Here is a 26,199-nt window from a genome sequence, read left to right as displayed (position 1 = left end):
GCAGCACCGCTGTAAAATATCGCGAAGTCCAACGGTCAGACTACCATGAGCCTATCATCCGCACAAAAGAAAGCCTTCCGCAGCATCGGCCATCATCTGCAGCCGATCGTCACGGTGAGTGAAAACGGCTTGAGCGAGGGCGCTCAGCAGGAGCTCGAACGCGCCCTGCGCGATCACGAACTGGTCAAGGTCAAACTGGCAATTCCCGAACGGGAAGAGCGCCAGGCCATGGTCGAAGAGCTGATCGAACTCTCCGGCGCGGAGCTGGTGCAGTCGCTGGGCAAGACGGCACTACTCTACCGCCACAACCCGAAAGCCAACCCCAAGCTCTCCAACGTTCAACGCGCCGAGGAGCATCACGGGCGGCACTGAGCAGCCGGGGCATGCCCGGAGCTGGAAGCTGGAAGCTGGAAGCTGGAAGCTGGAAGCTGGAAGCTGGAAGCTGGAAGTCGACAGAATTCCGCGACCGTACAGACAAAAACACCCCGCAGCCAAATCACTGCGGGGTGTTTTTCTTCCAGCTTCAGGCTTCCAGGCGCGCAGCGCCGCTCTTCGAGCTAATCACTTTCCACTTCCGGCGCAGCCGGTCACAGATGCTCGACGCCGGAGATCTCGTACTCCACGTCCCCACCCGGCGTACGCACGTTGACCACATCGCCTTCGCTCTTGCCGATCAGCGCACGGGCGATCGGCGAGGTCACCGAGATCTTGCCGGCCTTGATGTCCGCCTCATCCTCGCCGACGATCCGGTAGCGCACCTCGTCGTCGGTCTCGAGATTGAGCAGTTCGACCGTCACGCCGAAGATCACCTTGCCGTTCTTCGGCATCTTGGTCACGTCGATGACCTGCGCCGCCGACAGCTTGCCCTCGATCTCCTGGATCCGCCCCTCGATGAAGCCCTGCTGCTCGCGGGCGGCGTGATACTCGGCGTTCTCCTTGAGGTCGCCGTGCTCGCGGGCGACCGCAATGTCGTTGATGACTCGCGGGCGCTCTACGCCTTTCAACTGCTCCAGCTCCTGACGCAAGGCCTGCTCGCCGTGGACGGTCATCGGGACTTTATTCATGGACTACTCCTGCATGCTGTTCCTGCAGCCGCCGCACCGTGATCTCGTTACCATACTCCAGCGCCATGCAGACGGCACGCGCCCCGGCCAGCGTGGTGGCATAGGGAACCTTGCGCGCCAGCGCGGTGCGCCGGATGACCGAGGAGTCATTGATCGCCTGACGACCTTCCGTGGTATTCACGATATAGGCGATCTCGTCGTTCTTGAGCAGATCGACGATATGCGGACGGCCTTCAAAAACCTTGTTGACGACGGCAACGGACAGACCGGCCCCCTCCAGAGCCCTGGCCGTACCCCGTGTTGCCACTAAACTGAAACCCAAGGCTAGCAGAGATTGGGCCACCTCGATAACACCTTGCTTGTCCGGCTCGCGCACGGAGAGGAACGCCTTGCGCTCCCCGGTCAGCCTCGGAATCGCTTCGCCGGCGCCCAACTGCGCCTTGTAGAAGGCTTCGGCAAAGGTCGCGCCGCTCCCCATCACCTCACCGGTGGACTTCATCTCCGGCGACAGGATCGGATCGACCCCCGGGAACTTGTTGAACGGGAAGACCGCTTCCTTGACGCTGTAGTAGCCCGGAATGATCTCGCGGGTGAACTGCTGCTCGGCCAGGGTCGTTCCGGCCATGCAGCGCGCCGCGACCTGCGCCAGCGAGGTGCCGATGCACTTGGAGACGAACGGCACGGTGCGCGAAGCGCGCGGATTGACCTCGATGACGTAGATCTCGCCATCCTGCCACGCCAGCTGCACGTTCATCAGGCCGACCACGTTGAGCTCGACCGCCATCTTCTTGACCTGGTCGCGCATCGCGTCCTGCACCTCCGCCGGCAGCGAGTACGGCGGCAACGAGCAGGCGGAATCACCGGAGTGCACGCCGGCCTGCTCGATATGCTGCATGATGCCGCCGATCACCACCTGCTTGCCGTCGCTGACCGCATCGATATCGATCTCGATCGCCGCGTTGAGGAAATGGTCGAGCAGCACCGGCGAGTCGTTGGAGACCTTGACCGCGTGGGTCATGTAGCGCTCCAGCTCCTCGGCGGTGTAGACGATCTCCATGGCGCGGCCGCCAAGCACGTAGCTCGGTCGCACCACCAGCGGATAGCCGATCTTCTCGGCCTTGGCGAAGGCGTCCTCGAAGCTGCGCGCGGTAGCGTTGGGCGGCTGCTTGAGGCCCAGCTTGTCGATCATCTGCTGGAAGCGCTCGCGGTCCTCGGCCCGATCGATCGCATCCGGGGTGGTGCCGATGATCGGTACGCCGGCGGCTTCCAGGGCGCGGGCCAGCTTCAGCGGGGTCTGGCCGCCGAACTGGACGATCACCCCGACCGGCTTCTCCTTGTCGGCGATCTCGAGCACGTCCTCCAGGGTCACCGGCTCGAAATAGAGCCGATCGCTGGTGTCGTAGTCGGTGGAGACGGTCTCCGGGTTACAGTTGACCATGATCGTCTCGTAACCGTCTTCGCGCATCGCCAGAGCCGCATGCACGCAGCAGTAGTCGAACTCGATACCCTGGCCGATCCGGTTGGGTCCACCGCCCAGCACCATGATCTTCTGGCGATCGCTGACGTCGGCCTCGCACTCCTCTTCATAGGTGGAGTACATGTAGGCGGTGTCGGAGGCGAATTCGGCGGCACAGGTGTCGACCCGCTTGTAGACCGGGCGAATGCCGAGCTGCTGACGACGGCTGCGGAACTCACTCTCCGAGACGCCGAGCAGCGACGCCAGTCGGGCATCGGAGAAGCCCTTGCGCTTGAGACGATATAGCTCGTCGGCGCTGAAATCGTGCAGCGAGCGTTCGGTGATCGCCGCCTCGCTCAGGATCAGATCCTCGAGCTGGACCAGGAACCAGCGATCGATATTGGTCAGCGTGAACACCTCGTCCACGCTCATGCCGCTGCGCATGGCGTCGGCGATGTAGAAGATGCGGTCGGCGCCGGCGGCCTGCAGCTCGCCCTTGATCAGCGCCATGTTCTCCGGACCGAAGTCGATCACCTTGGGATCGAGCCCGTCGACACCGATCTCGAGCCCGCGCAGCGCTTTCTGCATCGACTCCTGGAAGGTGCGACCGATCGCCATCACCTCGCCGACCGACTTCATCTGGGTGGTCAGACGGTCATTGGCCTGGGGGAACTTCTCGAAGGTGAAGCGCGGGATCTTGGTCACGACATAGTCGATCGACGGCTCGAACGAGGCCGGCGTGGCACCGCCGGTGATGTCGTTCTGCAGCTCGTCCAGGGTGTAGCCCACCGCCAGCTTGGCGGCGATCTTGGCGATCGGGAAACCGGTCGCCTTGGAAGCCAGCGCCGAGGAGCGCGACACCCGCGGGTTCATCTCGATCACCACCATGCGTCCGGTGTCGGGATCGACGCCGAACTGGACGTTGGAGCCGCCGGTCTCGACGCCGATCTCGCGCAGCACCGCAAGCGATGCGTTGCGCATGATCTGGTACTCCTTGTCGGTCAGCGTCTGCGCTGGCGCGACGGTGATGGAGTCGCCGGTGTGCACGCCCATGGGGTCGAAGTTCTCGATGGCGCAGACGATGATGCAGTTGTCGTTCTTGTCACGAACGACCTCCATCTCGTACTCCTTCCAGCCGAGAAGGGACTCGTCGATCAGCAGCTCGTGGTTATTGGAGAGTTCGAAACCGCGATCGCAGATCTCCTCGAACTCCTCCTTGTTGTAGGCCACGCCGCCGCCGGAGCCGCCCATGGTGTAGGAAGGCCGGATGATCACCGGGAACCCGAGCGTAGCCTGGATCTCCCACGCCTCGTCCATGGTGTGCGCCACTTTCGCCTTGGGGCACTCCAGACCGATGTTCTTCATCGCCTTGTCGAACAGATCGCGATCTTCGGCCTTGTTGATGGCATCGGCGTTGGCACCGATCATCTCGACCCCGTACTTCTCGAGCACGCCATGCTTGTCGAGATCCAGCGCGCAGTTGAGCGCGGTCTGGCCGCCCATGGTCGGCAGGATCGCCGACGGGCGCTCACGCTCGATGATCTGCTCCACCGCCTGCCAGGTGATCGGCTCGATATAGGTGGCGTCCGCCATCACCGGGTCGGTCATGATGGTCGCCGGGTTGGAGTTGACCAGGATGACGCGGTAGCCCTCTTCGCGCAGTGCCTTGCAGGCCTGGGCCCCGGAGTAGTCGAATTCGCACGCCTGCCCGATGACGATGGGGCCGGCGCCGATGATCAGAATGCTGTCGAGATCCGTACGTTTTGGCATGCGCTAACACTCGTCGAAAATGGTGGTGTCGGCGGCTGGCGCCGACCCAAGAAGACTGAATTCCAAACGGCCGAGGCCGTGCTGCGTTTCGCTGACGGCTTATACCGCGTCCCGCTGGCGGGCCTGCATCATCGTCACGAAGCGATCGAACAGCGGCGAGACGTCCTGCGGCCCCGGGCTCGCCTCGGGGTGCCCCTGGAAGCTGAACGCCGGCCGGTCGGTCAGCTCGATGCCCTGCAGGGTGCCATCGAACAGCGAGCGATGAATCGCGCGCACGTTGCCGGGCAGGCTGGTCTCGTCCACCGCGAAGCCGTGGTTCTGGCTGGTGATCATCACCTGCCCGCTGTCGAGATCCTGGACCGGGTGGTTGGCGCCGTGGTGGCCATGGTTCATCTTCACCGTTCTGGCGCCGGCGGCCAGCGCCAGCAGCTGGTGACCCAGGCAGATGCCGAAGACCGGGACATCCGTCTCGAGCACCTCGCGGATCGCACTGATGGCGTAGTCGCAGGGCTCGGGATCGCCCGGCCCGTTGGCCAGGAACACGCCGTCCGGATTCATCGCCAGCACCTCGCTGGCCGGCGTCTGCGCCGGCACCACGGTCAGGCGGCAGCCACGGGAGGCGAGCATGCGCAGGATGTTGCGTTTGACGCCGTAGTCGTAGGCCACCACGTGGTACGGGCGCGGGTCCTGGGCGCCCTCCGAGGGCCGCTCGCCCCGGGCGGTGTCGGCGTAGCCCTGGCCCAGCGTCCACTCGCCCTCGGTCCACTCGTGGATCGACTCGCAGGAGACTTCCCTGGCCAGGTCCATGCCCTTGAGACCCGGGAAGGCCTGGGCTTCCGCCAGCGCCCGCTCGACGGCATCATCGCCCCGGGCTGCGTCGCCGGCCAGGATGGCGCCGTTCAGCGACCCCTTGCTGCGCAGGATGCGCGTCAGGCGGCGGGTGTCGATATCGGCGATGCCGATGACGTTCTGCGAAGCCAGATACTCGGAGAGCGTGGCCGTGCTGCGAAAATTGCTGGCGATCAGCGGCAGGTCCCGAATGACCAGGCCGGCGGCGCAGATTCGATGCGACTCGACGTCCTCGACGTTGACGCCGGTATTACCGATGTGGGGGTAGGTCAGGGTCACGATCTGGCGGGTATAGGAGGGGTCGGTGAGAATTTCCTGATAACCGGTCATGGCGGTATTGAAGACCACCTCCCCGCTGGTCTGCCCATCGGCTCCGATCGCGACGCCGTGAAATACACTGCCGTCTTCGAGAGCCAGTATCGCGGGTCTGTTCAAGGCAACATCCTCCTTAACTGGTCATCAACAAATTGCGTCGAGGTGTAGCATCACGCCCCTTCATGCACTGACCGGCAGCCGCCGCAAGGTCGTAAAAAAGCGGGACGAAATCCGGAAAACCGGTTTCATCCCGCTCATTGTCCTGTTGCTGCATCATCTGCGGCGAATCTCTACTGCCTGCGGCGCTGGCCCGGCCAAATTGGCAAAATGATACCGGAAAGCGGCGACCGGCTCCAGTACCGATCGCGATTCGATCCCATGACACGCCACCCGGTGTCCCGCCGCCGTCGAACATCCGCTCCGACCGAGCGTCAATCCTTCAGGCCGAGCACGTCCTGCATGTCGTAGCGCCCGGTATCGCGCGCGGCGAGCCAGCGCGCCGCGCGTACCGCGCCCTTGGCGAAGGTCATGCGGCTGGAGGCCTTGTGGGTGATCTCGATGCGTTCGCCCTCGGTGGCGAACATCACCGTGTGCTCGCCGACGATATCGCCCGCCCGCACGGTGGCGAAGCCGATCTCTTTCTCGCTGCGCGGCCCGCACTGCCCGACCCGCTCGAATACGCCGTACGCCTTGAGTGGACGCGCCAGGGCATCGGCCATCACCTCGCCCATCTTCAGCGCGGTACCCGAGGGCGCGTCGACCTTGTGGCGATGGTGGGCCTCGATCACCTCGATGTCGTAGCCCTCGTCGCCCAGGGCGCGGGCGGCGGTGGCAAGCAGATTGAGGGTCAGGTTGACACCGACGCTCATGTTGGGCGCGAAGACCATCGCCACGCGCTCGCGGTAGCCGTCGAGCTCGGCCAGTTGGGCCTCGTCGAGGCCGGTGGTGCCGATCACGATCGCCTTGCCGTGGTCGGCGCAGAAAGCGAGGTTGGCCAGGGTGGTGGCGGGCGAGGTGAAGTCGATCAGCACATCGAAGTCGTCGGCGATGGCGGCCAGGTCGTCGGTGGCGGTCACGCCCAGGCGCCCGATGCCGGCGAGTTCGCCCAGGTCGGCGCCGACCAGCGAGCTGCCGGTGGAGACGCTGCCGCCGGCCAGACTGGCCCCGTCATCCTGCTGCACGGCACTAACCAGATTGCGGCCCATGCGGCCGGCGGCGCCGACAATGGCGATACGGGGGGCGTGAGAAGGCATGCGATCTCCAGCGGTAGGGTAAGTCGCGGCAGTATAACAACTGCCGCCGGGGCCCGCGCGACGCCTGTCGGTAGCCCCGCAAGCCTAAGCACGGCTCTGGACGCCCCGCCACCCCTGCGACATACTAGCGCCCCATCGCAAATAAGAATCATGCGTAACTAACCCATTCGCCTCTCTGCCGGATCTCGCCGTGACTCAGCCACGTTTCCTCTTCGCCGGATACGCCGCGAGGCTCGTCCGTCTCGCCGTCATCACCTTAGCCCTCGGCGGCGCCACCAGCGCCTGGGCCGACCCGATCACGGTGACCGATATCGCCGGCCGTCAGGTGACCCTCGAGGCGCCGGTGCAGCGCGTCATCCTCGGCGAGGGGCGCCAGATCTATCTGCTCGCCGCGCTCGAGCCCGACAACCCGTTCGCCCACGTGGTGGGCTGGCGCCACGACCTCGCCGAGGCCGACCCGGACAACTACGCCGCCTACGCCGCCAAGTTTCCCGAGATGAAGCAGATCCCCACCTTCGGCGGCTTCAAGGATGGCACCTTCGACGTCGAGCAGGCCGCCAGCCTGCACCCCGACGTGGTGCTGATGAACCTGGAGGCCAAGGCCGCCACCGAAGACGCCGGCTACGACACCAAGCTGGCCGCGCTGGGCATTCCGATCGTCTACGTCGATTTCCGCGAGAAGCCACTCGAGCACACCATCCCCTCGATGCGTCTGATGGGGCGTCTGCTCGGCGACACCCAGCGCGCCGACGCCTTCATCGACTTCTCCCAGGCGCAGCTGGCCCGGGTCACCGACAAGATCGCCGCCGCCGATCCGGCGCGGCCCAAGGTGTTCATCGATCGCGCCGGCGGCTACTCCGACGACTGCTGCATGAGCTTCGGTCCCGGCAACTTCGGCGAGTACGTCGAGCTCGCCGGCGGCCACAACATCGCCGACGGCATCATCCCGTCGACCTTCGGCACCCTCAATCCGGAGCAGATCATCGCCGCCAACCCCGATCAGGTGGTGGTCACCGGCGGCAACTGGGGCGCCTACGTCCCTGGCGGCAACTGGGTCGGCGTGGGCCCGGGGGCAGACATGCAGCAGGCCCGGGCCAAGCTCGAGCAACTGACCCACCGCACCGCCATGACCGGCATCGAGGCGGTGAAGAGCGGCCAGGTCCACGCCATCTGGCACCAGTTCTACAACAGCCCCTACTACTTCGTGGCGGTGCAGCAGCTGGCCAAGTGGTTCCACCCGGAGCTGTTCGCCGATCTCGACCCCGAGGCCACCCTGCGCGAGCTGCATCAGCGCTTCCTGCCGGTGGACTATGCCCCCGGCTACTGGGTATCCCTGCATGACGACTGAGAGTTCCCGCGCGAGCGCCGAGCCGCCGCGTGCGGTCGCCTTCGCGCCGGCCGCGGCCGATGATGCCAATCTCTATCGCCGGCTGGTGCTGCGGCGCCAACTGATCCTGGCCGCGCTGGCCCTGGCGCTGTTCGCCAGTCTGTGTGTCGATCTCGCCCTGGGGCCGGCGCGTTTCGGCCTGGACCAGGTGGTCGCGGCGCTCTTCACCCCCGGCTCGGTGGAGGATTCGCTGCGGGTGATCCTGTGGCAGATCCGCATGCCGGTGGCGCTGATGGCGCTGGTGGTGGGCGCCAGCCTGTCGATCGCCGGCGCCCAGATGCAGACCATCCTCAGCAACCCGCTGGCCAGCCCCTTCACTCTCGGCATCTCCGCCGGCGCCAGTTTCGGTGCCGCGCTGGCGCTGGCCTTCGGGGTGACCCTGGTGCCGGCGCTGGTCGACTACGCGATCCCGCTCAACGCCTTCATCATGGCGATGCTGACCGCGCTGGCGATCCACTTTCTGAGCATGCGCCGCGGGGTGACGATCGAGACCATCGTGCTGCTGGGCATCGCCATGGTGTTCATATTCAACTCGCTGATGGCACTGATCCAGTTCTTCGCCAGCCAGCAGGCGGTCTCCGCGGTGGTGTTCTGGACCATGGGCAGCCTGACCAAGGCGACCTGGCCCAAGCTCGGCATCGCCTTCGCCGTGCTCGCGGTGGTGGTGCCGCTGCTGGCCCGCCACGGCTGGGCGCTGACCGCCATGCGCCTGGGCGATGCCAAGGCCGAGAGCCTGGGCGTCAAGCCGCGGGCGCTGCGTCTGGAGGTGCTGATCATGGTCTCGCTGCTGGCGGCAATCGCCGTCTCCTTCGTCGGCACCATCGGCTTCGTCGGGCTGGTCGGGCCGCACATCGCGCGCCTGCTGCTGGGTGAGGATCAGCGCTTCTTCCTGCCCGGTTCGGCGCTGTGCGGGGCCCTGATGCTCTCGGTGGGCTCGGTGCTGTCGAAGGTGATCATCCCCGGCACCATCATTCCGATCGGCATCATCACCTCGCTGGTGGGGATTCCGTTTTTCCTGTTCTTGATCCTCAACCACAAGAAGAACGCATGGTAACGCTGACGCTCGACCGCCTCTCGGCGCGCTACGGCCGCCGCCAGATCCTCGACGATATCTCCACCCCGCCGCTGCACGGTGGCCAGGTAGTGGCGCTGCTCGGCCCCAACGCGGCGGGCAAGTCGACCCTGTTCCGGCGCATCCTGGGGCTGCTCGAGGGGGATGGCGAGGTACGCATCACCGGCACCAGCAGTGAGCGTCCGGTCGCCTACATGCCCCAGGACAACGGCGCCACCGCCGTGCTGACGGTCTACGAAGCGGTGCTGCTGGCGCGCATGCAGGGGCGCCGTCTCAAGGTGGCGGATGCCGACCTCAAGGAGGTCGACAAGGCGCTGGCAGCGCTCGGCATCGACACCCTGGCCGGGCGCGACATCGGCAATCTGAGCGGCGGCCAGCGGCAGCTGGTGGGCGCAGCCCAGGCGCTGGTGCAGTCCCCCGACATCCTGCTGCTGGACGAGCCCACCTCGGCGCTCGACCTCCACCGCCAGATCAGCCTGCTCAGCATCCTGCGCCGACTGGCCCAGGAGCGAAACATGCTGATCATCGCCGCGCTCCACGATCTCGGCCACGCCCTGCGCTTCGCCGATCAGGCGCTGGTGATCGAAAGCGGGCGACTGGTCGACTGCGGCCCCTGCGAACAGGTGGTGACACCGCAGATGCTGCGCCACACCTTCCAGGTCGAGGCGCGCATCGAGCCCTGCTCCCAGGGAAGGCCGCAGTTGATCGTCGAAGCCGCCATCTAGGTATTGCAACGACAACGGCCTACCCTCGCCGACTTTTCGTGCGGAGCCTAGTCACCCGCGCTCGGGCTACCCGCACCCAGGCGCCGCCGCGGCCACCCCAGGCGTCGCCCCTCCAGCGCTGCCAACATGGCGCCCCCCAGCACCAGCGGCAGGGCCAGCACGAAGCCGCTGGAGAGCGGCTGTCCGAACAGCCACAGATCCGCCAGCAGCGGCCAGATCAGCGCCACGTACTCGAACGGCGCCAGCCGAGAGACCTCGGTCATGCGCAGCGCCAGCGTCATGCAGATATGCGCCGCACCGCCGAACAGCCCCGCCAGCACCAGCAGCAGCAGCGTCGGCCAGGCCACCGTGACCCAGCCCAGGGCAGCGGTCGCCAGCCCCGCCAAGGTGGTCACCAACACGAAGTAGAACGCGATCGAGGCGGGCGTCTCGGTGCGCGAGATGCGCCGCACCGTGAGCAGCGCCCCGGCGGTGAGCAGCGCAGCGGCAATACCCAGGGCGTAACCGGTGATCCGCGATGGCGCCGGGGCGCCGCGCAGTTCGGGCAGGATCAGCACCCCCACCCCGACCAGCACCAGCGTCAGCGCCGCCAGGCGGTGGCGGGTGAGGCGTTCGCCCAGCAGCAGGATTCCGCCCAGCGCCAGCGCCACCGGCGCCAGCTGGGCCAGCAGGGTCGCCTCCGCCACCGGCAGCCGCGCCACCGCGGCGAAGGAGGCGAACATCGCCGCCGCCCCCAGCCCCGAGCGCAGCAGATGGCCGAGCGGCCGCCGGGTGGCCAGGGCGCGCGGGAATTCGCGCCGCCACAGCATGAAGACGACGATCGGCAGCAGCGCGAAGGCGGAGCGAAAGAACACGGTCTGCCCCAGCGGCACCTCGTCGCTGACCGCCTTGACGCAGACCAGCATGCCGGCGAACAGCAACCCCGAGAGCAGCCGCAGCAGAATGCCGGCCAGCGGCCGGTCCGTGGTGTCGTGCATGATAAAGGCGTCTCCTCGGGGCGGGATGATTCGGCTTCAGCGAGCGGGCGACATTATACCTGGGTGCACCGAATCTCGCTGGAGGGCAAGGCCTCCCATTGCCATGAGCTGGAACAGGGAAGTCCCCCTGATCGCAGTCCGGGGCACGCCCCGACTTTCTCCTGGGCGCAATCCTGCCAGATCGATCACTGTTGATGGCAACAGTATGCCAAGGTCATGCCAACCCTGACCTGAATGAAGTTAACGCCCGTCCGCCATGCCACGAGCCTCCGCGCCTGGAGGTCGACAATCCGCTTTCCGCAGGATGCGACCACCGAAACTTCATGCGCGGCCAAATCCGACACCTTGCCGACAATAAACGCAGCGTTAAGATTAACGCTTAAAACATTAGCGCACTAAAATCATCCGACACCAAGTGGATTATTCGACCCCGCCGGACCCAGCTATTTTCTCAACCAGACGAGACTAGACTTTAGACTCATAAACCAAAGGACAATAAGTAACTTTTTATTTAAAATCAGCGAATTGGAACAAAAAATATAGATAGAAAAATTAACCTAAAGGGAATCGACTCGAATGCAATTGACGCCAATTGAAGGCGCTGTTATTCCTGATATATCACAAAATATCACGACCAGATAAATCTCGAACCGCGTCAAACTCGGGCAATAAAGCGAGGCCATATTGATTGCTGCACGCCATTTATTTGCCAACGGATAAAGCGCGGCGCATACCCGACAACCCAGATCGGGCATTCATCCGACGCCCATGAAGACATGGACCTGGCCGGCTTTTGTTGGCTGGCGGGATGTCATCTGGTGACCTCGTGATCAACCCACGCAACGCGCTGGCCAAGAGAAGGGAATATCGATGTCGATTCAACTATTCGACCTGACCGGAAAAACGGCACTGGTGACAGGCTCATCCAGGGGTTTGGGTCGTGCTTTCGCGGAAGGATTGGCCGCTGCCGGCGCCGAGGTGATTCTCAACGGCATCAACGAGCAACGACTGACCACTGCCGCCCGCGAGATGTCCGAAGCGGGCCATCGAGTCCAGACCGCCGCCTTCGACGTTACCGACGACGACGCCGTCAAGGAGGCCTTTTCCCGGTTCGATGAAGACGGCGTCGAGATCGACATCGTGGTCAATAATGCCGGCATTCAGTTTCGCAAACCCATGCTGGAACTCGAGACTGCCGACTGGCAACGGGTGCTCGATACCAATCTCACGTCGGCGTTCGTCGTCGGGCGCGAAGCGGCCAGGCGAATGGTCGAACGCGGTCAGGGCAAGATCATCAATATCGGCTCCCTCACCAGCGAGCTGGCCCGCGCCACAGTCGCCCCGTACACCGTGGCCAAAGGGGGAGTAAAGATGTTGACCAAGGCCATGGCAGCGGAATGGGGCGGCCTGGGGATCCAGGCCAACGCCATCGGTCCTGGCTACATGCTGACCGACATGAACGAGGCTTTGACCTCCAATCCCGAATTCGATGCCTGGGTCAAGGGCAGGACGCCGGCAGGCCGATGGGGCAAGCCGGAAGAGCTGATCGGGACCGTGGTGTACCTCGCATCGCAGGCCTCCGACTACATCAATGGCCAGATCATCTACGCCGATGGCGGCATGATTTCGGTGCTCTGACCGCATCACCACGATGCCTGACAATCTCCAGGCGCAGGTAGCCTGAATCGGCAGACCTGCTTCATGACCCACTGGATCCGACATCATGCCAAATGCGCCGGATATGACGCTGCCGACGGTTCAAGACAAAGGCCGCGACAATAAAAGCCTGCTCGAACATGCCTATAGGGAGATCGAGGAGCTGATCGTCACCTGTCGGTTGGGTCCAGGGAGTTATCTGCGAGTTCGCGACCTGCAGGAAATTACCGGCTATAGCCGCATGCCGGTCTATCAGGCAGTCACTCGCCTGGCGTCGGATACGCTGGTCACCATACGGCCGCGACAAGGCGTCCAGATAGCCCCCGTCGACCTGGCAAGAACGGCAACGCTGTTGCATTTGCGTCGAGACATGGAGCGATTCGTCGTCACGCTAGCCTGCGAGAAAGCCTCGCCATTGCAACGAAGGATGCTGGAAAAACTGGCACGGTCCATGGAAAACCAAGCGGCGGCAATGTCGCTATCGACATTCAACCGTTTCGATCTTCAGATCGATGCCCAGATATTGAAGATCTGTGACGAGCCTTTCCTGGAATATTCGTTGCGACCCCTGCACACCATGTTCCGCAGGATCGGGTGGATCTACCACACGAACGCCAAGCCCAATCAGGATCTTTCGGGGACTATCGAAGGCCATCTTGGCGTCCTGCGAGCCATTCTCTCTCAGGATGCTCAGGCTGCGGCAAAGGCATCGGACAATCTGATGGATTTCATGGGGGAAACCCTGCGCGTCATCGAGCGGGATACCGATCCGATTCTGCTGAATGTAGAGCTCGATCCAAGCATCGATTGAAGCAGCGATGACCGTGTCCAGATTCGATGGGAGACACGGTCTCGTCGAGAAGAGGGTGTCGACCGAACGCCCCCAATCCCGGGTCCTGGACTCACTCATCACGACCCGGCAATAACGTGCGCCAGACGGCGTTACCACCCGAGGAATACGACATGACAACAGCTTCCCTCTTGACTCACGCACCTCGTCTTGCCGCCCTGGCCGCCGGTGTCGCCATGGCACTCGGCAGCCTCTCGGCGTCTGCCGCCCAGTTCAACGCCAAGCTTTCACTGGACGTGCCCGAGGGCAACACCAAATACGAAGCGGCTCAGCAGTTCGCCGACCTCGTCCGCGAACGCACGGACGACAATGTCGACATCCAGCTGTTCCCCAACAGCGTACTGGGAGGAGAGACCGAATCCGCGGAGGGGATCCGGCTGGGATCCGTTCAGATGGGCATCATCACGAGCTCCGTACTCTCCTCGTGGGTACCCGAAGTCCAGGTTCTGGACCTCCCCTATGTCATTACCGATGAAGCCAATGCTTCGGCACTGAGCGAGCCGCTTACCGAGGCCCTATCTTCCAGTTTCGAGGATCAAGGCTTCCACCTGCTCGGGTTTACCGTCAATGGCGTCCGAGAGCTGATGAGCAGCTTCCCGATCCACTCCATCGACGATATCCAGGGCAAGAAGATGCGGGTCATCCAGAGCCCACTGCATGTGGATGCCTGGCGCGCGGCGGGCGCCAACCCGACGCCGGTACCCGCGCCCGAGATCTACAACTCCATGCAGACGGGAGTCATCGATTTCTTCGACAACACGGCCACCAACTACCTGACGAATCGTTTCTATGAAGTCGCGCCCTACTACGTGAAGACCGACCATATCTACGCGATGGGCACCTGGGTCGTGGCGCAGAACTGGTGGAAGCGGCTGCCCGAGGACTACCAACAGGCCATCACCGAAGCGGCGCTGGAGGTGCAATCCCGGGTACCGGAAATGCGCCAGAAGGACGACGAAGCGGCTCTCGCCGAGACCGTGGCGGACGGGGCGACCATCATCGACATCGAAGACAAGACGCCTTGGATGGAGGCGATGGCCCCGGTGCGCGAAAAGTACATCGATCAGATTCCCGACGGGGCCGAACTGGTCGAGCTGATTCGCAGCGCCAAGTAAGTTTTCGCCTCGCTCGGGACCTGCCTGGGCGGGGCGTCAGTCATTGACGATCGATCCCTTTCTGGAGGTGGCACCATGGCTGCCGATCAACCCGCTCTCTCCGCTACCCTGTCGCTGCTCGATCGATCGGCGGTACGCCTGGAAAGCCTCGTCCGGCTTTCCGTTTTCTCCATCCTGGTGGCGATGTCCCTGGCGGTCCTGGCGGGAGTCGTTGCCCGCTACGTATTCAACAGCTCCTTCTCCTGGACCGAGGAGTTCGCCATCTGGTGCTTCACCTGGCTGATCTTTCTCGGCGCCGCGCTGGGGGTGCGCCGCAGCCGCCATGTCGTGGCGGACCTGCTGCCGTCATCGCGGGTGCCATGGCTGCAGGCGCTGCTCGAGCCGATGGCGACCACCTTGCTGGCGCTGACCCTGATCATGATGTACGCCGGCGGCATGCAGTTGACCGAGATGGTCGGAGGGCTCAGTGCGAGCCTGCAATGGCCGAATTCGATCAAATACGCCGTGATTCCTGCGTCGGCCATGATTTCCCTGGCCTTCTTGCTGGTACGCCGTGTCGACTCTCTCAAGGGGTGTCTACGCAATCTGTTGTGCGTCGGCATCGCCTGGCTGCTGTTTCAGTGGAGTGACGCCGGTGGCCTTGCTTTCCTGGCCAGCTTTTCACCGAGCCTGGTCATGGTGGCGGCATTCTTTCTGGCTATCGCCATCGGCGTTCCCGTGGCTTTCGCCCTGGTGCTCGGCGTCTTCATCGCCAGCTCCGCCTCCTTCATCCTGCCGCCACCCGCCGTCGTTCAGAACATGGTGACCGGTTCGACCAAGTTCATCCTACTGGCCATCCCCTTTTTCCTGTCGACGGGTTATCTGCTCAATCTCGGTGGGCTGTCGGCGCGACTGATCGACTTTGCCGTCTCTCTCGTCGGCCATTTCCGGGGCGGCCTGGCCCACGTCAATATCCTCAACAGTCTGATGGTCGGCGGCATCTCGGGTTCCTCCAGCGCCGATGCCGCGAGCAGTACCAAGATTCTCGTCCCCGAGATGGTCAAGCGTGGCTACTCCCCGGCGTTTTCCTGTGCCGTCAGCGCGGCGTCGGCCATCTTGCCCAATGTCGTGCCACCGGCTATCGCCATGCTGGTCTATGCCTCGGTCGCCAACGTGTCGGTGGCCAGGCTGTTCACCGCGGGGGTACTGCCGGCCATTCTGATCGCACTGGCCTTGATGGGGGTTGCCTACGCCATCTCGGTTCGACGCGACTATCAGTCCTCGAGCCAGCGCGCGCCCTGGTCTACCGTGCGCCACAGCTTTCTACGCGCCCTTCCGGTGCTGGTCATTACCGTCGGTGTTCTCGGTGGGATTCGTTTCGGGGTCATCACGGCGACGGAAGCAGGCGTCGTCGCCCTGGTCTGGACCTTCATCCTGGGGAAGATGGTGTTCAAGCAGTACGACTGGCGAACGTTCTATCGTGCGTTCAGTGACTGCGCCATGGATGCCGCACTCATCGGGTTCATCATCGCGGCATCGGTGCCCTTCGCCTGGGTGCTGATTGCCGAGCAGGTGCCCCAGGCCATCGTGGGCTGGGCCGGGGCGGCAGCGGAAGGGCCACTGGGGCTATTCCTGATCCTCATTCTCGTGCTGGCCGCCGCGGGGATGTTCCTGGACCTGACGCCGGCCATGCTGATCATCGCGCCGCTGTTTCTGCCCATGATGATCGACGCTGGCATCGATCCCGTGCAACTGGGGATCATCATGATCGTCACGCTGCAACTGGGCGGCGTCTCGCCGCCAGTGGGCCTGCTGGTCTTCATCACGTCCCAGATCGCCAACGTGGCCCCCTCTGCCGTGTTTCGCGCGGTCATGCCTTTCATCTTCGCGACCATGGGCGTCGTGGTGCTGTTGTGCGCTTTCCCCTCGCTGACCATCGGATTATGGAACCTGCTGGAATAGCCTTGGCAGCCATGAAGCCACGCGGGTGATTCCTGCCGACGGATGCCCACGTCCAATGCCGAAATCGATAGATTGGAGATTGTGGATATACTGCACCTCAGTCACGTCCGAACGGGAAAGCGGTCATGTCACGATTGTCCCACCGACTGGCCGTCTTCACCGGCTGGCTGGCGCCTGCGCTGATGGTCGCCGGCTGCAGCGCCACGCCTCATCGCACCGCCATCGCGCCGGTGGAGCTGCTGGCGAGCACACCGAACATCGAATGGTGCGGCACCCTGGCACTGCCGTCGGAGTGGCAGGATGGAACCCCGGTGGGTGGACTCTCCGACCTGGGCTGGGACGAGGACGAGTCGATGCTGTTTCTGGTCTCGGATCGCGGCTGGCTGCACCGGGCGCGGCTGACGTTCAGCGGCAGCGGCGAGCTGCGCGACTACGAGCCGCTGGATACCTATCCGTTGCGGGGCGAGGATGGCGCCATTCTGGCGCATGCCAGCAGCGACGCCGAGGCGCTGACGCTGGAGAACGCCGACGATGGCCTGCGCGGCAACACCCAACTGGTCATCGGCTTCGAGGGAGCGCCGGCAAGCGACGCCCGCTGGCAGCGTTTCTATCCCTCGGGGCTGGCCAGCGAACCGCCCCACCGCCCCGCGGCGCTGGCCGACGTCAACGCCAACGGTGGTCTCGAGGCGCTGACCGATACCCCCGATTACGGCCTGATCGGGGGTATCGAGGAGCCGCCGGAAGGCTGGCCGGCGAAGATGACACGGCTTTTCACCCTCGACGGCTCCCGGGAGTGGCGTTACCCGCTGGCGGCCAATGCCAACAGTGCCCTGACCGCCCTCGAAACCCTGGATGACGACCTGCTGGCGCTGGAGCGCGCCTACACCCCGCCAGCCTCGCTGGTGATCCGGCTGCGCCGCGCTAGTCTCGCCGACGATGGCAGCGTCGAAATCACCGAACTGGCCAGACTGTCCAACGGCGACGGCTGGTCGCTGGACAATTTCGAAGGCCTGGCGCGTATCGGTCATCACCGCTACCTGATGGTCAGTGATGACAACTTCAGTCTGATGCAGCGCACCCTGCTGACCTGCTTCGCCATCAACGAACCCGACACGGCGACGCCGTGACAACGGCGCACACGCCCCTTGTCAGGACGGGTGCCGACTTCCCCACCAACCACTCCCAGCCCCTTGCGCCCTCTGCCAGCCCTCACCTATGCACAAACAAGCATAATGATTTCCGCTAGTTGTCATTTCCGCTCGCGGATTCGATCCTGCCGACTCTCGTTGATGAACACGGCAACAATAAGAAGAACTGTTCATACATTCTTCGCTCAAGCCCAAGGGCGCTCCTGCCGATGTAGAGCACGCAGTGTCTTCCCGGTAGGGCCGGCAGCGCCATCGACACGATAATCAAGAAGAGGGTTCAGGATGAGTGGGATCAATCAGGCCGCGCTGGAGACCGGCGGCAACACATCGGCGGGATTTTTCTCCCGCGAGAGAACGGTAGCGGGACCCAACTTCAATCGCTGGCTGGTGCCGACCGCGGCACTGGCGATTCACCTGTGTATCGGCATGGCCTACGGCTTCTCGGTGTTCTGGCTGCCGATGAGTCAGCAGATCGTCGACGCCCCGGCCAGCTGCAGCAATCTCGGCCTGTTGCAGGCACTGACCACCACCAGCTGTAACTGGAGCGTGGCCCAGGTCACCTATGTCTTCGGTATCTTCATCGCCATGCTGGGCGTCTCGGCAGCCATCTGGGGTGCCTGGCTCGAGCATGCCGGCCCGCGCAAGGCCGGCTGCATCGCAGCACTGTGCTGGGGCGGCGGCCTGATCGTCGGCGGCATCGGGGTCATGCAGCATCAACTGTGGCTGGTCTATCTCGGCTGCGGCGTGCTGGGCGGTATCGGCCAGGGCCTGGGCTACATCACACCGGTCTCGACCCTGATCAAGTGGTTCCCGGACCGGCGCGGCATGGCCACCGGCTTTGCCATCATGGGCTATGGCGGCGGCGCCATGGTCGGCGCGCCGCTGGCGGTAGTGCTGATGAACCACTATTCCACGGACGGCGGGACCGGTGTCGCCATGACGCTGATCACCATGGGGGTCATCTACGCCATCGTCATGGCCTGCGGCGCCATCGGCTTCCGAGTGCCACCCAACGGCTGGAAACCGGCGGGCTGGACGGCACCGAAGGACGCCAAGGCCAACACCATGATCACCCAGGGCCACGTGCACCTGAACACGGCGTGGAAGACCAGGCAGTTCTGGCTGATCTGGGGCGTGCTGTTCCTCAACGTGACCGCCGGCATTGCCGTGATCTCCATGGCCAGCCCGATGCTGCAGGACGTCTTCGGCGGCGCCCTGGTCGGCCTCGCCGACCGCTCCGCCGCATTGAGCGAGGCACAGCAGGCGGCCGTGGTCGCCGCGGCTGCCGGCCTGGTCGGCCTGATCAGCTTGTTCAACAGCGTCGGACGCCTGTTCTGGGCCTCGCTGTCGGACAAGATCGGGCGCAAGAACACCTACTACTGCTTCTTCGCGATCGGCATCGTCATGTACTGCCTGCTGCCGATGTGGGGCCACCTGGGCATGGCCGGACTGTTCGTGATCTCGATCTGCGTCATCCTGAGCATGTACGGCGGTGGCTTCGCCACGGTGCCGGCCTATCTCGCCGATATCTTCGGCACTCAGATGGTCGGCGCGATACACGGCCGCCTGCTCACCGCCTGGACCGCTGCCGGCCTGGTCGGCCCGCTGATCATCGCCGCCCTGCGTCAGGCCCAGCTCGACGCCGGCGTGGAGCCGAGTCTCGTCTACGACCGCACGCTCTACATCATGGCGGGGCTGCTGTTCCTGGGCCTGATCTGCAACTCGCTGGTCAAGCCGGTCAAGCCGGAGCAGCAGATGAGCGAAGAGGAACTGGCCCGTGAGCGCTCGCTGCAGAAGGAAGACACCGTCTCCTCCAATGCCGAGACCGCGGCTCGCGGCAGCTTCGGTATCGGCGGCGTGCTGGCCTGGCTCGGCGTGGGCGTACCGTTTCTGATCGGCCTCTACATCGCTCTGGCCAAGGCGGCCGCGCTGTTCTGATTCCGGCGCACCGCCCCTGAACGACGGCCGGACACGATCGTGTCCGGCCCTCTACCCGCGATCTCCCGCCAGTAGCGCCTCGAACGTCTCCACTTCGCCACACCGATCCGCCGCATAGCCGGTCAGTGATTCGAGCTGGGCGAGAAATCCCTTGGATCCCATGAACGCCAGCAGATCCTGGACGTTCTGCTGCCGCAGCCGATCCTCGGGGCAGACCAGCAGGTAGTGTTCGGTGGAGAGCGGCTCGAAATCGAGCCCGAACTGCGCCGCCGCCGCTTCCAAACCAAACCCGACATCGGCCATGCCCGAGGCGACGTAGGCCGCCACCGCCGTGTGGGTGAACTCCTCCCGTTCGGCGCCCTGGATCTGGGCCTCTTCGATCCCCTTCTCCTCCAGCAACAGATTGAACAGGATCCGCGTGCCGGAGTGCTCGTCGCGATTGATGAAGCGCACCCCGGGTCGGGTGAGATCGTTCAGCCCCCCGATGCGATCGCGATCCGCGGCGCGCAGGATCAATCCCTGACGCCGGGTCACGAACCGGATCACGCGCAGCTTCTGACGCCCCAACTGCCGCCGATAGACCTGCATCACCCGCCTCGCCAGTCGCGGGCAGGTAGGCAGATGGAAGCTGGCCAGGTCGCACTCGCCGCGCTCCATGGCATTCAGCGCTTCCTCGGGATGGCAGTAGCGCAGATCGAGTTCGCTGCAGCTCCCCGGCAGCAGCGCCACCGCGTAGCCGTGGGTAGCGTGCAGCCGCAACACCGGGTGAGCGCCCGCCAGCAGCTGCTGCAACTGGTTGTTGAGTTCCGAGGCCATACTGTCGATCTGCGGTCCCAGACGCGCCTTCACGCGTTGCTCCGACCACAGCAGCTTTTCCCCCAGGGGGGAGAGCCGAGTGCCGTGCCCCTTACGCATCTCCACCAGTGCCATGCCGAAGAACGCCTCGCCACGATTGAGCAGATTCCAGGCGTGACGGTAGGAGACACCGGCAGCTTCGGCAGCGCGTGTCAGCTTGCCGGACTCGCGCAGATTGGCGAGCAGACGAAACAGCACCGGGTCGAGCAGCTCGCCATCGTCACTTCGAAACAGCCAGGCCGGGGTGATATTCAACTTTTTTCTAAGCATCTTCGTTCATATTTTTCGTGTCTCCAGGGAGTGCTAGTTTGGCGAATAGCGGGACCCTGACTTAAACCAGTTAAGAACGACGATTCCTATAAGACGATTGGACGAGTCCCGACATGCGTGAAGTCACCGTCGGGCACAGACCAGCAACTTGATGAGACGACCAGGCCATGTCACACGCTAGTCCGCAGGCCGCCGACACCTGGACGTCGGCGCAGATCCAGGCAGTGGTGGACGAGTATCGCTCGTTGCCGGGCGCCATGCTGCCGACGCTCCACGCGCTCCAGAACCGTTTCGGCCATATCCCCGAGGCGGCGATCCCGATCGTCGCCGAGGCGCTGCGCCACACCCGCGCCGAGGTGCACGGCATCATCAGCTTCTACCACCACTTTCGCACCCAGCCACCGGGGCGCCACGTGATCCAGGTGTGTCGCGCCGAGGCCTGCCAGGCGGTGGGCGCACGGGCGCTGGAAGCCCACGTCAAGTCCGCGCTGGGGGTCGACTACCATCAGACCACGGCGGATCGCGAGTTCACCCTGGAGCCGGTCTACTGCCTCGGCAACTGCGCCTGCGGGCCGTCGCTGCGGGTCGACGACGAGATCCACGGGCGCATGGACGCCGCCGGTTTCGACCGCCTGGCGGCGCAGCTGAGCGCCACCGTGGTGGAGGTGAAGTGATGACGACCACGATCTATGTGCCCTGCGACACCACCGCCCGCTCCCTCGGCGCCGACGCCGTGGCGGCACGCCTGACACGGGCCGCCGATCGTCTGGGCGTGGCGATCCAGCTCAAGCGCAACGGTTCTCGCGGGCTCTTCTGGCTGGAGCCGCTGGTGGAGGTCGAGACCGCGTCGGGCCGGGTGGCCTATGGCCCGGTGGCGCCCACCGACGTCGACGCCCTGGTCGAGGCCGGCCTGTTCGAGGGCCGCCAGGACCATGCGCTGGCTCTCGGCAATATCGAGGAGCACCCCTATCTGGCTCGCCAGCAGCGGCTGACCTTCTCGCGTATCGGTCTGACCGACCCGCTGTCGCTCGAGGATTACACCGCACGGCAAGGCTTCGCCGGCCTGAAACAGGCCCTGGCGCTGACGCCCCAGGGTATCGTCGACGAGGTCAAGGCCTCGGGGCTGCGCGGGCGTGGCGGTGCGGCCTTCCCCACCGGCATCAAGTGGCAGACCGTGCACGACACCCCGGCGGCGCAGAAGTACATCGTCTGCAATGCCGACGAGGGCGACTCCGGCACCTTCGCCGACCGTCTGGTGATGGAGTGCGACCCCTTCATGCTGATCGAGGGCATGACCATCGCCGGGCTCGCCGTGGGTGCCACCCAGGGCTATATCTATCTGCGCTCGGAGTATCCGCTGGCCCAGGCGATGCTCGACGAGGCGATCCTTCGCGCCGAGGCGGCCGGCTATCTGGGCGATAACATCCTCGACAGCGGCCAGACCTTCCATCTCGAAGTGCGCCTGGGCGCCGGTGCCTATATCTGCGGCGAAGAGACCTCGCTGCTGGAGAGCCTGGAGGGCAAGCGCGGGCTGGTGCGCGCCAAGCCGCCGCTACCGGCGATCGAAGGCCTGTTCGGCCAGCCCACCGTGGTCAACAACGTGCTCTCGCTGGCCGCGGTACCGTTCATTCTCGACCAGGGCGGCCAGGCCTACGCCGACTACGGCATGGGCAGGTCTCGCGGCACCCTGGCGCTGCAGCTGGCTGGCAACGTCGCCCGCGGCGGGCTGGTCGAGCTGGCCTTCGGCACCACCCTGCGCGAGCTGATGGAGAGCTTCGGTGGCGGCACGCGCAGCGGCCGCCCGCTCAAGGCGGTGCAGGTGGGCGGGCCGCTGGGCGCCTATCTGCCGCAGAGCCAGTGGGACACCCCACTCGACTATGAAGCCTTCGCCGCCTTCGGTGGCGTGGTCGGCCACGGCGGCGTGGTGATGTTCGACGACAGCGTCGACATGGGCGCCCAGGCGCGCTTCGCCATGGAGTTCTGCGCGGTGGAGTCCTGCGGCAAGTGCACCCCGTGCCGCATTGGCGCCGTACGCGGCGTCGAGGTGATCGACCGTATCCGTGCCGGCGACGCGGCCGACGACAATCTGGTGCTGCTCGCCGACCTGTGCGAGACCATGGTGGACGGTTCGCTGTGCGCCATGGGGGGCATGACCCCCTTCCCGGTGCAGAGCGTGATGAAGCACTTTCCCGATGACCTGACCCGGCCCCTGGCCGAAGGCGGGAGGTAAGCATGTTGCAATATTTCGAACCCGACGCATCCCACGCCGCCCAGTTCGCCCGCGACCTGGGCACCCCGGCGCGTTTCTCAGAGACCCAGGTGGCGCTGACCATCGACGGCCACAGCATCAGCGTGCCGGAGGGCACCTCGGTGCTGCGCGCCGCGGCGCTGGCCGGCATCACCATTCCCAAGCTGTGCGCCTCGGACAATCTCGAAGCGTTCGGCTCGTGCCGCCTGTGCGCGGTGGAGATCGAGGGCCGACGCGGCCTGCCGGCCTCCTGCACCACGCCGGTCACCGAGGGCATGGCGGTGACCACCCAGAACGCCCGGCTGGCCAAGCTGCGCCGCAACGTGATGGAGCTCTACATCTCCGATCACCCGCTGGACTGCCTGACCTGCCCCGCCAACGGCGACTGCGAGCTGCAGGACATGGCCGGCGCAGTGGGCCTGCGCGAGGTGCGCTACGGCTTCGACGGCGCCAATCACCTCGACGCCGAAATCGACGACTCCAATCCCTACTTCAGCTTCGACCCGAGCAAGTGCATCGTCTGCTCGCGCTGCGTACGCGCCTGCAACGAGGTCCAGGGCACCTTCGCCCTGACCATCGAGGGGCGCGGCTTCGACTCCAAGGTCGCCGCCGGCCAGAACGAGCCGTTCATGGACTCCGAGTGCGTCTCCTGCGGCGCCTGCGTGCAGGCCTGCCCCACCTCGACGCTGATGGAGAAGAGCGTGATCGAGCAGGGCGTGCCCGAGCACAGCGTGGTCACCACCTGCGCCTACTGCGGCGTGGGCTGCTCGTTCGAGGCGCAGATGAAGGGCGACCAGCTGGTGCGCATGGTGCCCTACAAGGGCGGCGACGCGAACCACGGCCACTCCTGCGTCAAGGGGCGCTTCGCCTTCGGCTACGCCACCCACAAGGATCGCATCAAGGAGCCGATGATCCGCGACGCGATCGATCAGCCGTGGCGCGCCGTCTCCTGGGAGGAGGCGATCGCGTTCGCCGCCCGACGCCTCAGGGAGACCCAGACGAAGTACGGTCGCGAGAGCATTGGCGGCATCACCTCCTCGCGCTGTACCAACGAGGAGACCTATCTGGTCCAGAAGCTGATCCGCGCCGCCTTCGGCAACAACAATACCGATACCTGCGCGCGTGTCTGCCACTCGCCCACCGGCTACGGACTCAAGACCACCCTGGGCGAATCCGCCGGTACCCAGACCTTCGATTCGGTGATGAAGGCCGACACCATCCTGGTGATCGGCGCCAACCCCACCGACGCCCATCCGGTGTTCGCCTCGCAGATGAAACGCCGTCTGCGCCAGGGGGCGACCCTGATCGTCGCCGACCCGCGGCGGATCGATCTGCTCAAGACCCCTCACGGCGGCAGGAGCCTGCACCTGCCGCTCAAGCCGGGCACCAACGTGGCGCTGGTGAATTCGCTGGCCCACGTGGTGGTGACCGAAGGTCTGGAGGATGCCGACTTCATCGCGAAACGCTGCGACAGCGACGCCTACCAGCGATGGCGCGACTTCATCCAGGAACCCCAGAACTCCCCGGAAGCCCTCGAAAGCGTGACCGGCGTGCCTGCCGTCCAGGTCCGCGAAGCGGCCCGCGCCTACGCCAACGCCGGCAACGGGGCGATCTATTACGGTCTCGGTGTCACCGAGCACAGCCAGGGCTCGACCATGGTGATGGGCATCGCCAATCTGGCGATGGCGACCGGCAACATCGGCCGCGAGGGGGTCGGGGTCAACCCGCTGCGCGGCCAGAACAACGTCCAGGGCTCCTGCGACATGGGCTCCTTCCCCCATGAGCTGCCCGGCTATCAGCACGTCGCCGATCCGGCGGTGCGCGAGAAGTTCGAGGCACTCTGGCACACCACGATCGACGACGAGCCGGGGCTGCGCATTCCCAACATGTTCGATGCCGCCATCGCCGGCACCTTCAAGGGGTTGTATGTCCAGGGCGAGGATATCGCCCAGTCCGACCCCAACACCCAGCATGTCGAGGCGGCGCTGACCGCGCTGGACTGCCTGATCGTGCAGGACATCTTCCTCAACGAGACCGCCAAGTACGCCCATGTGCTGCTGCCCGGCTCCACGTTCCTCGAGAAGAACGGCACCTTCACCAACGCCGAACGCCGCATCAACCGCGTGCGCAAGGTGATGCCGCCGGTGGCCGGCAAGGAGGACTGGGAGGTCACCCAGGACCTGGCCAACGCGATGGGCTATCCGATGCACTACACCCATCCTTCCGAGATCATGGATGAAATCGCCCAGCTGACACCGACCTTCACCGGCGTCAGCTATGCCAAGCTCGAGGCGCGAGGCAGTATCCAGTGGCCCTGCAACGACGCCTTCCCCGACGGCACCCCGACCATGCACGCGCTGGACTTCCCCATCGGCAAGGGCAACTTCGCGATCACCGAGTACGTCCCCACCGAGGAGCGCGCCAGTCGACGCTACCCGCTGCTGCTGACCACCGGTCGCATTCTCAGCCAGTACAACGTCGGCGCCCAGACCCGGCGTACCGCCAACAGTGCCTGGCACGCCGAGGACGTCCTCGAGATCCATCCCAGCGACGCCGAAGTACGCGGCATCGCCGATGGCGACTGGCTCGGTATCAGCAGCCGCGTCGGACGCACGGTGCTGCGCTGCCGGGTCAGCGAGCGCATGGCGCCGGGGGTGGTCTACACCACCTTCCACCATCCCGGCAGCGGGGCCAACGTGATCACCACCGACAACTCGGACTGGGCCACCAACTGCCCGGAGTACAAGGTGACGGCGGTGCAGGTGGAGAAGGTCTCCCAGCCCTCTTCCTGGCAGCAGCATTTCCAGCGTTTCGACGAACGCCAGCAGCGTTATCTGGAATCTGCAGAGGCGGCGCTCAAATGAGCGCCGCCGGCCACTCTTCCGATACCAGGGAGCGCGCGAGATGAGCGATGCGAGCATGAATGATGCGAGCCATGGCGGACCCACCGCGCCGCTGATCAAGATGGTCAACCAGATCAGCGCCAACAATCTGCACCATGGTGACGACACCCAGGCGGCCGAGCTGGTCGCCACGCACCTCAAGAAATTCTGGGCACGCCCCATGAAGCGCGACATCATCGCCTACGCCGATACGAATGGCAGCGAGTTGAGCCCGGTCTCGCGCCTCGCGATCGCGCGGCTGAAGACCCTGTCGTCGACCGTCAAGGACTGGGAAGAGACTTCCGACGCAGGATGACACGCCGATGGAGCGGCTGCTGGATCCCCGGGGCGCGGATCTCCGTGAAGGCTCGAAAGACGCGAACCCCGGTTCGGTAAAAGCGTGACAAGCAAAAGGCCTCGTCCGATCT

21 protein-coding genes are annotated in these 26,199 nt (G+C 64.9%); 14 read left to right on the top strand and 7 right to left on the bottom strand.

Going from position 1 to position 26,199, the window contains the following annotated elements:
• Nucleotides 1-45 precede the first annotated feature (45 nt).
• Nucleotides 46-372: a YhbY family RNA-binding protein gene (locus tag AAGT95_RS07710; RefSeq protein WP_342596097.1), complete on the top strand. Its 327-nt coding sequence runs from the start codon at nucleotides 46-48 to the stop codon at nucleotides 370-372.
• 215 nt (nucleotides 373-587) lie between these two features.
• Here AAGT95_RS07710 and greA read toward each other — a convergent pair whose 3' ends face one another.
• From greA to dapB, 5 genes are all read right to left on the bottom strand, one after another.
• The gene (gene greA, locus AAGT95_RS07705; RefSeq protein ID WP_342596096.1) at nucleotides 588-1,064 is read right to left on the bottom strand and encodes a transcription elongation factor GreA; all 477 of its coding nucleotides are present in this window, start codon (nucleotides 1,062-1,064) and stop codon (nucleotides 588-590) included.
• A complete protein-coding gene (gene carB, locus AAGT95_RS07700; protein ID WP_110597725.1) occupies nucleotides 1,057-4,290 on the bottom strand; it encodes a carbamoyl-phosphate synthase large subunit in 3,234 nt (1,077 codons plus the stop codon). The genes greA and carB overlap by 8 nt, the downstream gene beginning before the upstream one ends.
• Nucleotides 4,291-4,389: 99 nt before the next feature.
• A complete protein-coding gene (gene carA, locus AAGT95_RS07695; RefSeq protein ID WP_110597726.1) occupies nucleotides 4,390-5,574 on the bottom strand; it encodes a glutamine-hydrolyzing carbamoyl-phosphate synthase small subunit in 1,185 nt (394 codons plus the stop codon).
• Between the two features lie 13 nt (nucleotides 5,575-5,587).
• Nucleotides 5,588-5,869, bottom strand: a complete 282-nt coding sequence (locus tag AAGT95_RS07690; RefSeq protein WP_342596095.1) for a hypothetical protein — start codon at nucleotides 5,867-5,869, stop codon at nucleotides 5,588-5,590.
• Nucleotides 5,870-5,885: 16 nt separating this feature from the next.
• Nucleotides 5,886-6,707, bottom strand: a complete 822-nt coding sequence (gene dapB / locus AAGT95_RS07685) for a 4-hydroxy-tetrahydrodipicolinate reductase (RefSeq protein ID WP_342596094.1) — start codon at nucleotides 6,705-6,707, stop codon at nucleotides 5,886-5,888.
• A gap of 190 nt (nucleotides 6,708-6,897) precedes the next feature.
• Here dapB and AAGT95_RS07680 point away from each other — a divergent pair, with 190 nt between their 5' ends.
• The 3 genes from AAGT95_RS07680 to AAGT95_RS07670 are packed head-to-tail and all read left to right on the top strand — an operon-like array spanning nucleotide 6,898 to nucleotide 9,891.
• On the top strand, nucleotides 6,898-8,055 hold the full coding sequence (locus tag AAGT95_RS07680; protein ID WP_425356049.1) for an ABC transporter substrate-binding protein: 1,158 nt from the start codon (nucleotides 6,898-6,900) through the stop codon (nucleotides 8,053-8,055).
• A complete protein-coding gene (locus tag AAGT95_RS07675) occupies nucleotides 8,045-9,148 on the top strand; it encodes an iron ABC transporter permease (protein WP_342596093.1) in 1,104 nt (367 codons plus the stop codon). Before AAGT95_RS07680 ends, AAGT95_RS07675 begins: the two co-directional genes overlap by 11 nt.
• Nucleotides 9,142-9,891, top strand: a complete 750-nt coding sequence (locus AAGT95_RS07670; protein ID WP_342596092.1) for an ABC transporter ATP-binding protein — start codon at nucleotides 9,142-9,144, stop codon at nucleotides 9,889-9,891. Before AAGT95_RS07675 ends, AAGT95_RS07670 begins: the two co-directional genes overlap by 7 nt.
• Nucleotides 9,892-9,938: 47 nt before the next feature.
• Here the strand turns inward: AAGT95_RS07670 and AAGT95_RS07665 are convergent, their stop codons facing one another.
• Nucleotides 9,939-10,868: a DMT family transporter gene (locus tag AAGT95_RS07665; RefSeq protein ID WP_342596091.1), complete on the bottom strand. Its 930-nt coding sequence runs from the start codon at nucleotides 10,866-10,868 to the stop codon at nucleotides 9,939-9,941.
• Nucleotides 10,869-11,738: 870 nt separating this feature from the next.
• Between AAGT95_RS07665 and AAGT95_RS07660 the strand changes: the two genes are divergently transcribed.
• The 6 genes from AAGT95_RS07660 to AAGT95_RS07635 all read left to right on the top strand — a co-directional run bounded on the left by AAGT95_RS07660 (nucleotide 11,739) and on the right by AAGT95_RS07635 (nucleotide 19,516).
• The gene (locus AAGT95_RS07660; RefSeq protein ID WP_342596090.1) at nucleotides 11,739-12,506 is read left to right on the top strand and encodes an SDR family oxidoreductase; all 768 of its coding nucleotides are present in this window, start codon (nucleotides 11,739-11,741) and stop codon (nucleotides 12,504-12,506) included.
• Between the two features lie 85 nt (nucleotides 12,507-12,591).
• A complete protein-coding gene (locus AAGT95_RS07655) occupies nucleotides 12,592-13,335 on the top strand; it encodes a GntR family transcriptional regulator (RefSeq protein ID WP_342596089.1) in 744 nt (247 codons plus the stop codon).
• 152 nt (nucleotides 13,336-13,487) lie between these two features.
• Nucleotides 13,488-14,489 (top strand): TRAP transporter substrate-binding protein, encoded by a 1,002-nt coding sequence (locus tag AAGT95_RS07650; RefSeq protein ID WP_157958321.1) that lies wholly within the window; start codon nucleotides 13,488-13,490, stop codon nucleotides 14,487-14,489.
• A 75-nt stretch (nucleotides 14,490-14,564) separates the two neighbouring features.
• The gene (locus AAGT95_RS07645) at nucleotides 14,565-16,430 is read left to right on the top strand and encodes a TRAP transporter large permease subunit (RefSeq protein WP_342596088.1); all 1,866 of its coding nucleotides are present in this window, start codon (nucleotides 14,565-14,567) and stop codon (nucleotides 16,428-16,430) included.
• 125 nt (nucleotides 16,431-16,555) lie between these two features.
• Nucleotides 16,556-17,557, top strand: coding sequence for an esterase-like activity of phytase family protein (locus AAGT95_RS07640; protein ID WP_342596087.1), 1,002 nt, complete (start codon nucleotides 16,556-16,558; stop codon nucleotides 17,555-17,557).
• Nucleotides 17,558-17,860: 303 nt separating this feature from the next.
• Nucleotides 17,861-19,516 (top strand): OFA family MFS transporter, encoded by a 1,656-nt coding sequence (locus AAGT95_RS07635; RefSeq protein WP_342596086.1) that lies wholly within the window; start codon nucleotides 17,861-17,863, stop codon nucleotides 19,514-19,516.
• A 51-nt stretch (nucleotides 19,517-19,567) separates the two neighbouring features.
• Here the strand turns inward: AAGT95_RS07635 and AAGT95_RS07630 are convergent, their stop codons facing one another.
• A complete protein-coding gene (locus AAGT95_RS07630; RefSeq protein ID WP_240612250.1) occupies nucleotides 19,568-20,626 on the bottom strand; it encodes a substrate-binding domain-containing protein in 1,059 nt (352 codons plus the stop codon).
• 182 nt (nucleotides 20,627-20,808) lie between these two features.
• Between AAGT95_RS07630 and AAGT95_RS07625 the strand changes: the two genes are divergently transcribed.
• From AAGT95_RS07625 to AAGT95_RS07610, 4 genes are read left to right on the top strand one after another with little or no spacing between them, the layout of a single operon-like run.
• Nucleotides 20,809-21,315, top strand: coding sequence for a formate dehydrogenase subunit gamma (locus AAGT95_RS07625; protein WP_110597738.1), 507 nt, complete (start codon nucleotides 20,809-20,811; stop codon nucleotides 21,313-21,315).
• Nucleotides 21,315-22,871, top strand: coding sequence for a formate dehydrogenase beta subunit (locus AAGT95_RS07620; protein WP_342596085.1), 1,557 nt, complete (start codon nucleotides 21,315-21,317; stop codon nucleotides 22,869-22,871). Before AAGT95_RS07625 ends, AAGT95_RS07620 begins: the two co-directional genes overlap by 1 nt.
• Nucleotides 22,872-22,873: 2 nt before the next feature.
• Complete coding sequence (gene fdhF, locus AAGT95_RS07615) at nucleotides 22,874-25,753, top strand: formate dehydrogenase subunit alpha (protein WP_342596084.1); 2,880 nt, start codon at nucleotides 22,874-22,876, stop codon at nucleotides 25,751-25,753.
• Between the two features lie 40 nt (nucleotides 25,754-25,793).
• Nucleotides 25,794-26,087 (top strand): formate dehydrogenase subunit delta, encoded by a 294-nt coding sequence (locus tag AAGT95_RS07610; protein ID WP_342596083.1) that lies wholly within the window; start codon nucleotides 25,794-25,796, stop codon nucleotides 26,085-26,087.
• Nucleotides 26,088-26,199 lie beyond the last annotated feature (112 nt).

The sequence above is a fragment of the Salinicola lusitanus genome (genome assembly GCF_038648475.1).
In the GTDB taxonomy this organism is placed as follows: Bacteria; Pseudomonadota; Gammaproteobacteria; order Pseudomonadales; family Halomonadaceae; genus Salinicola; species Salinicola lusitanus.
This window is presented reverse-complemented; position numbering and strand designations above follow the sequence as displayed.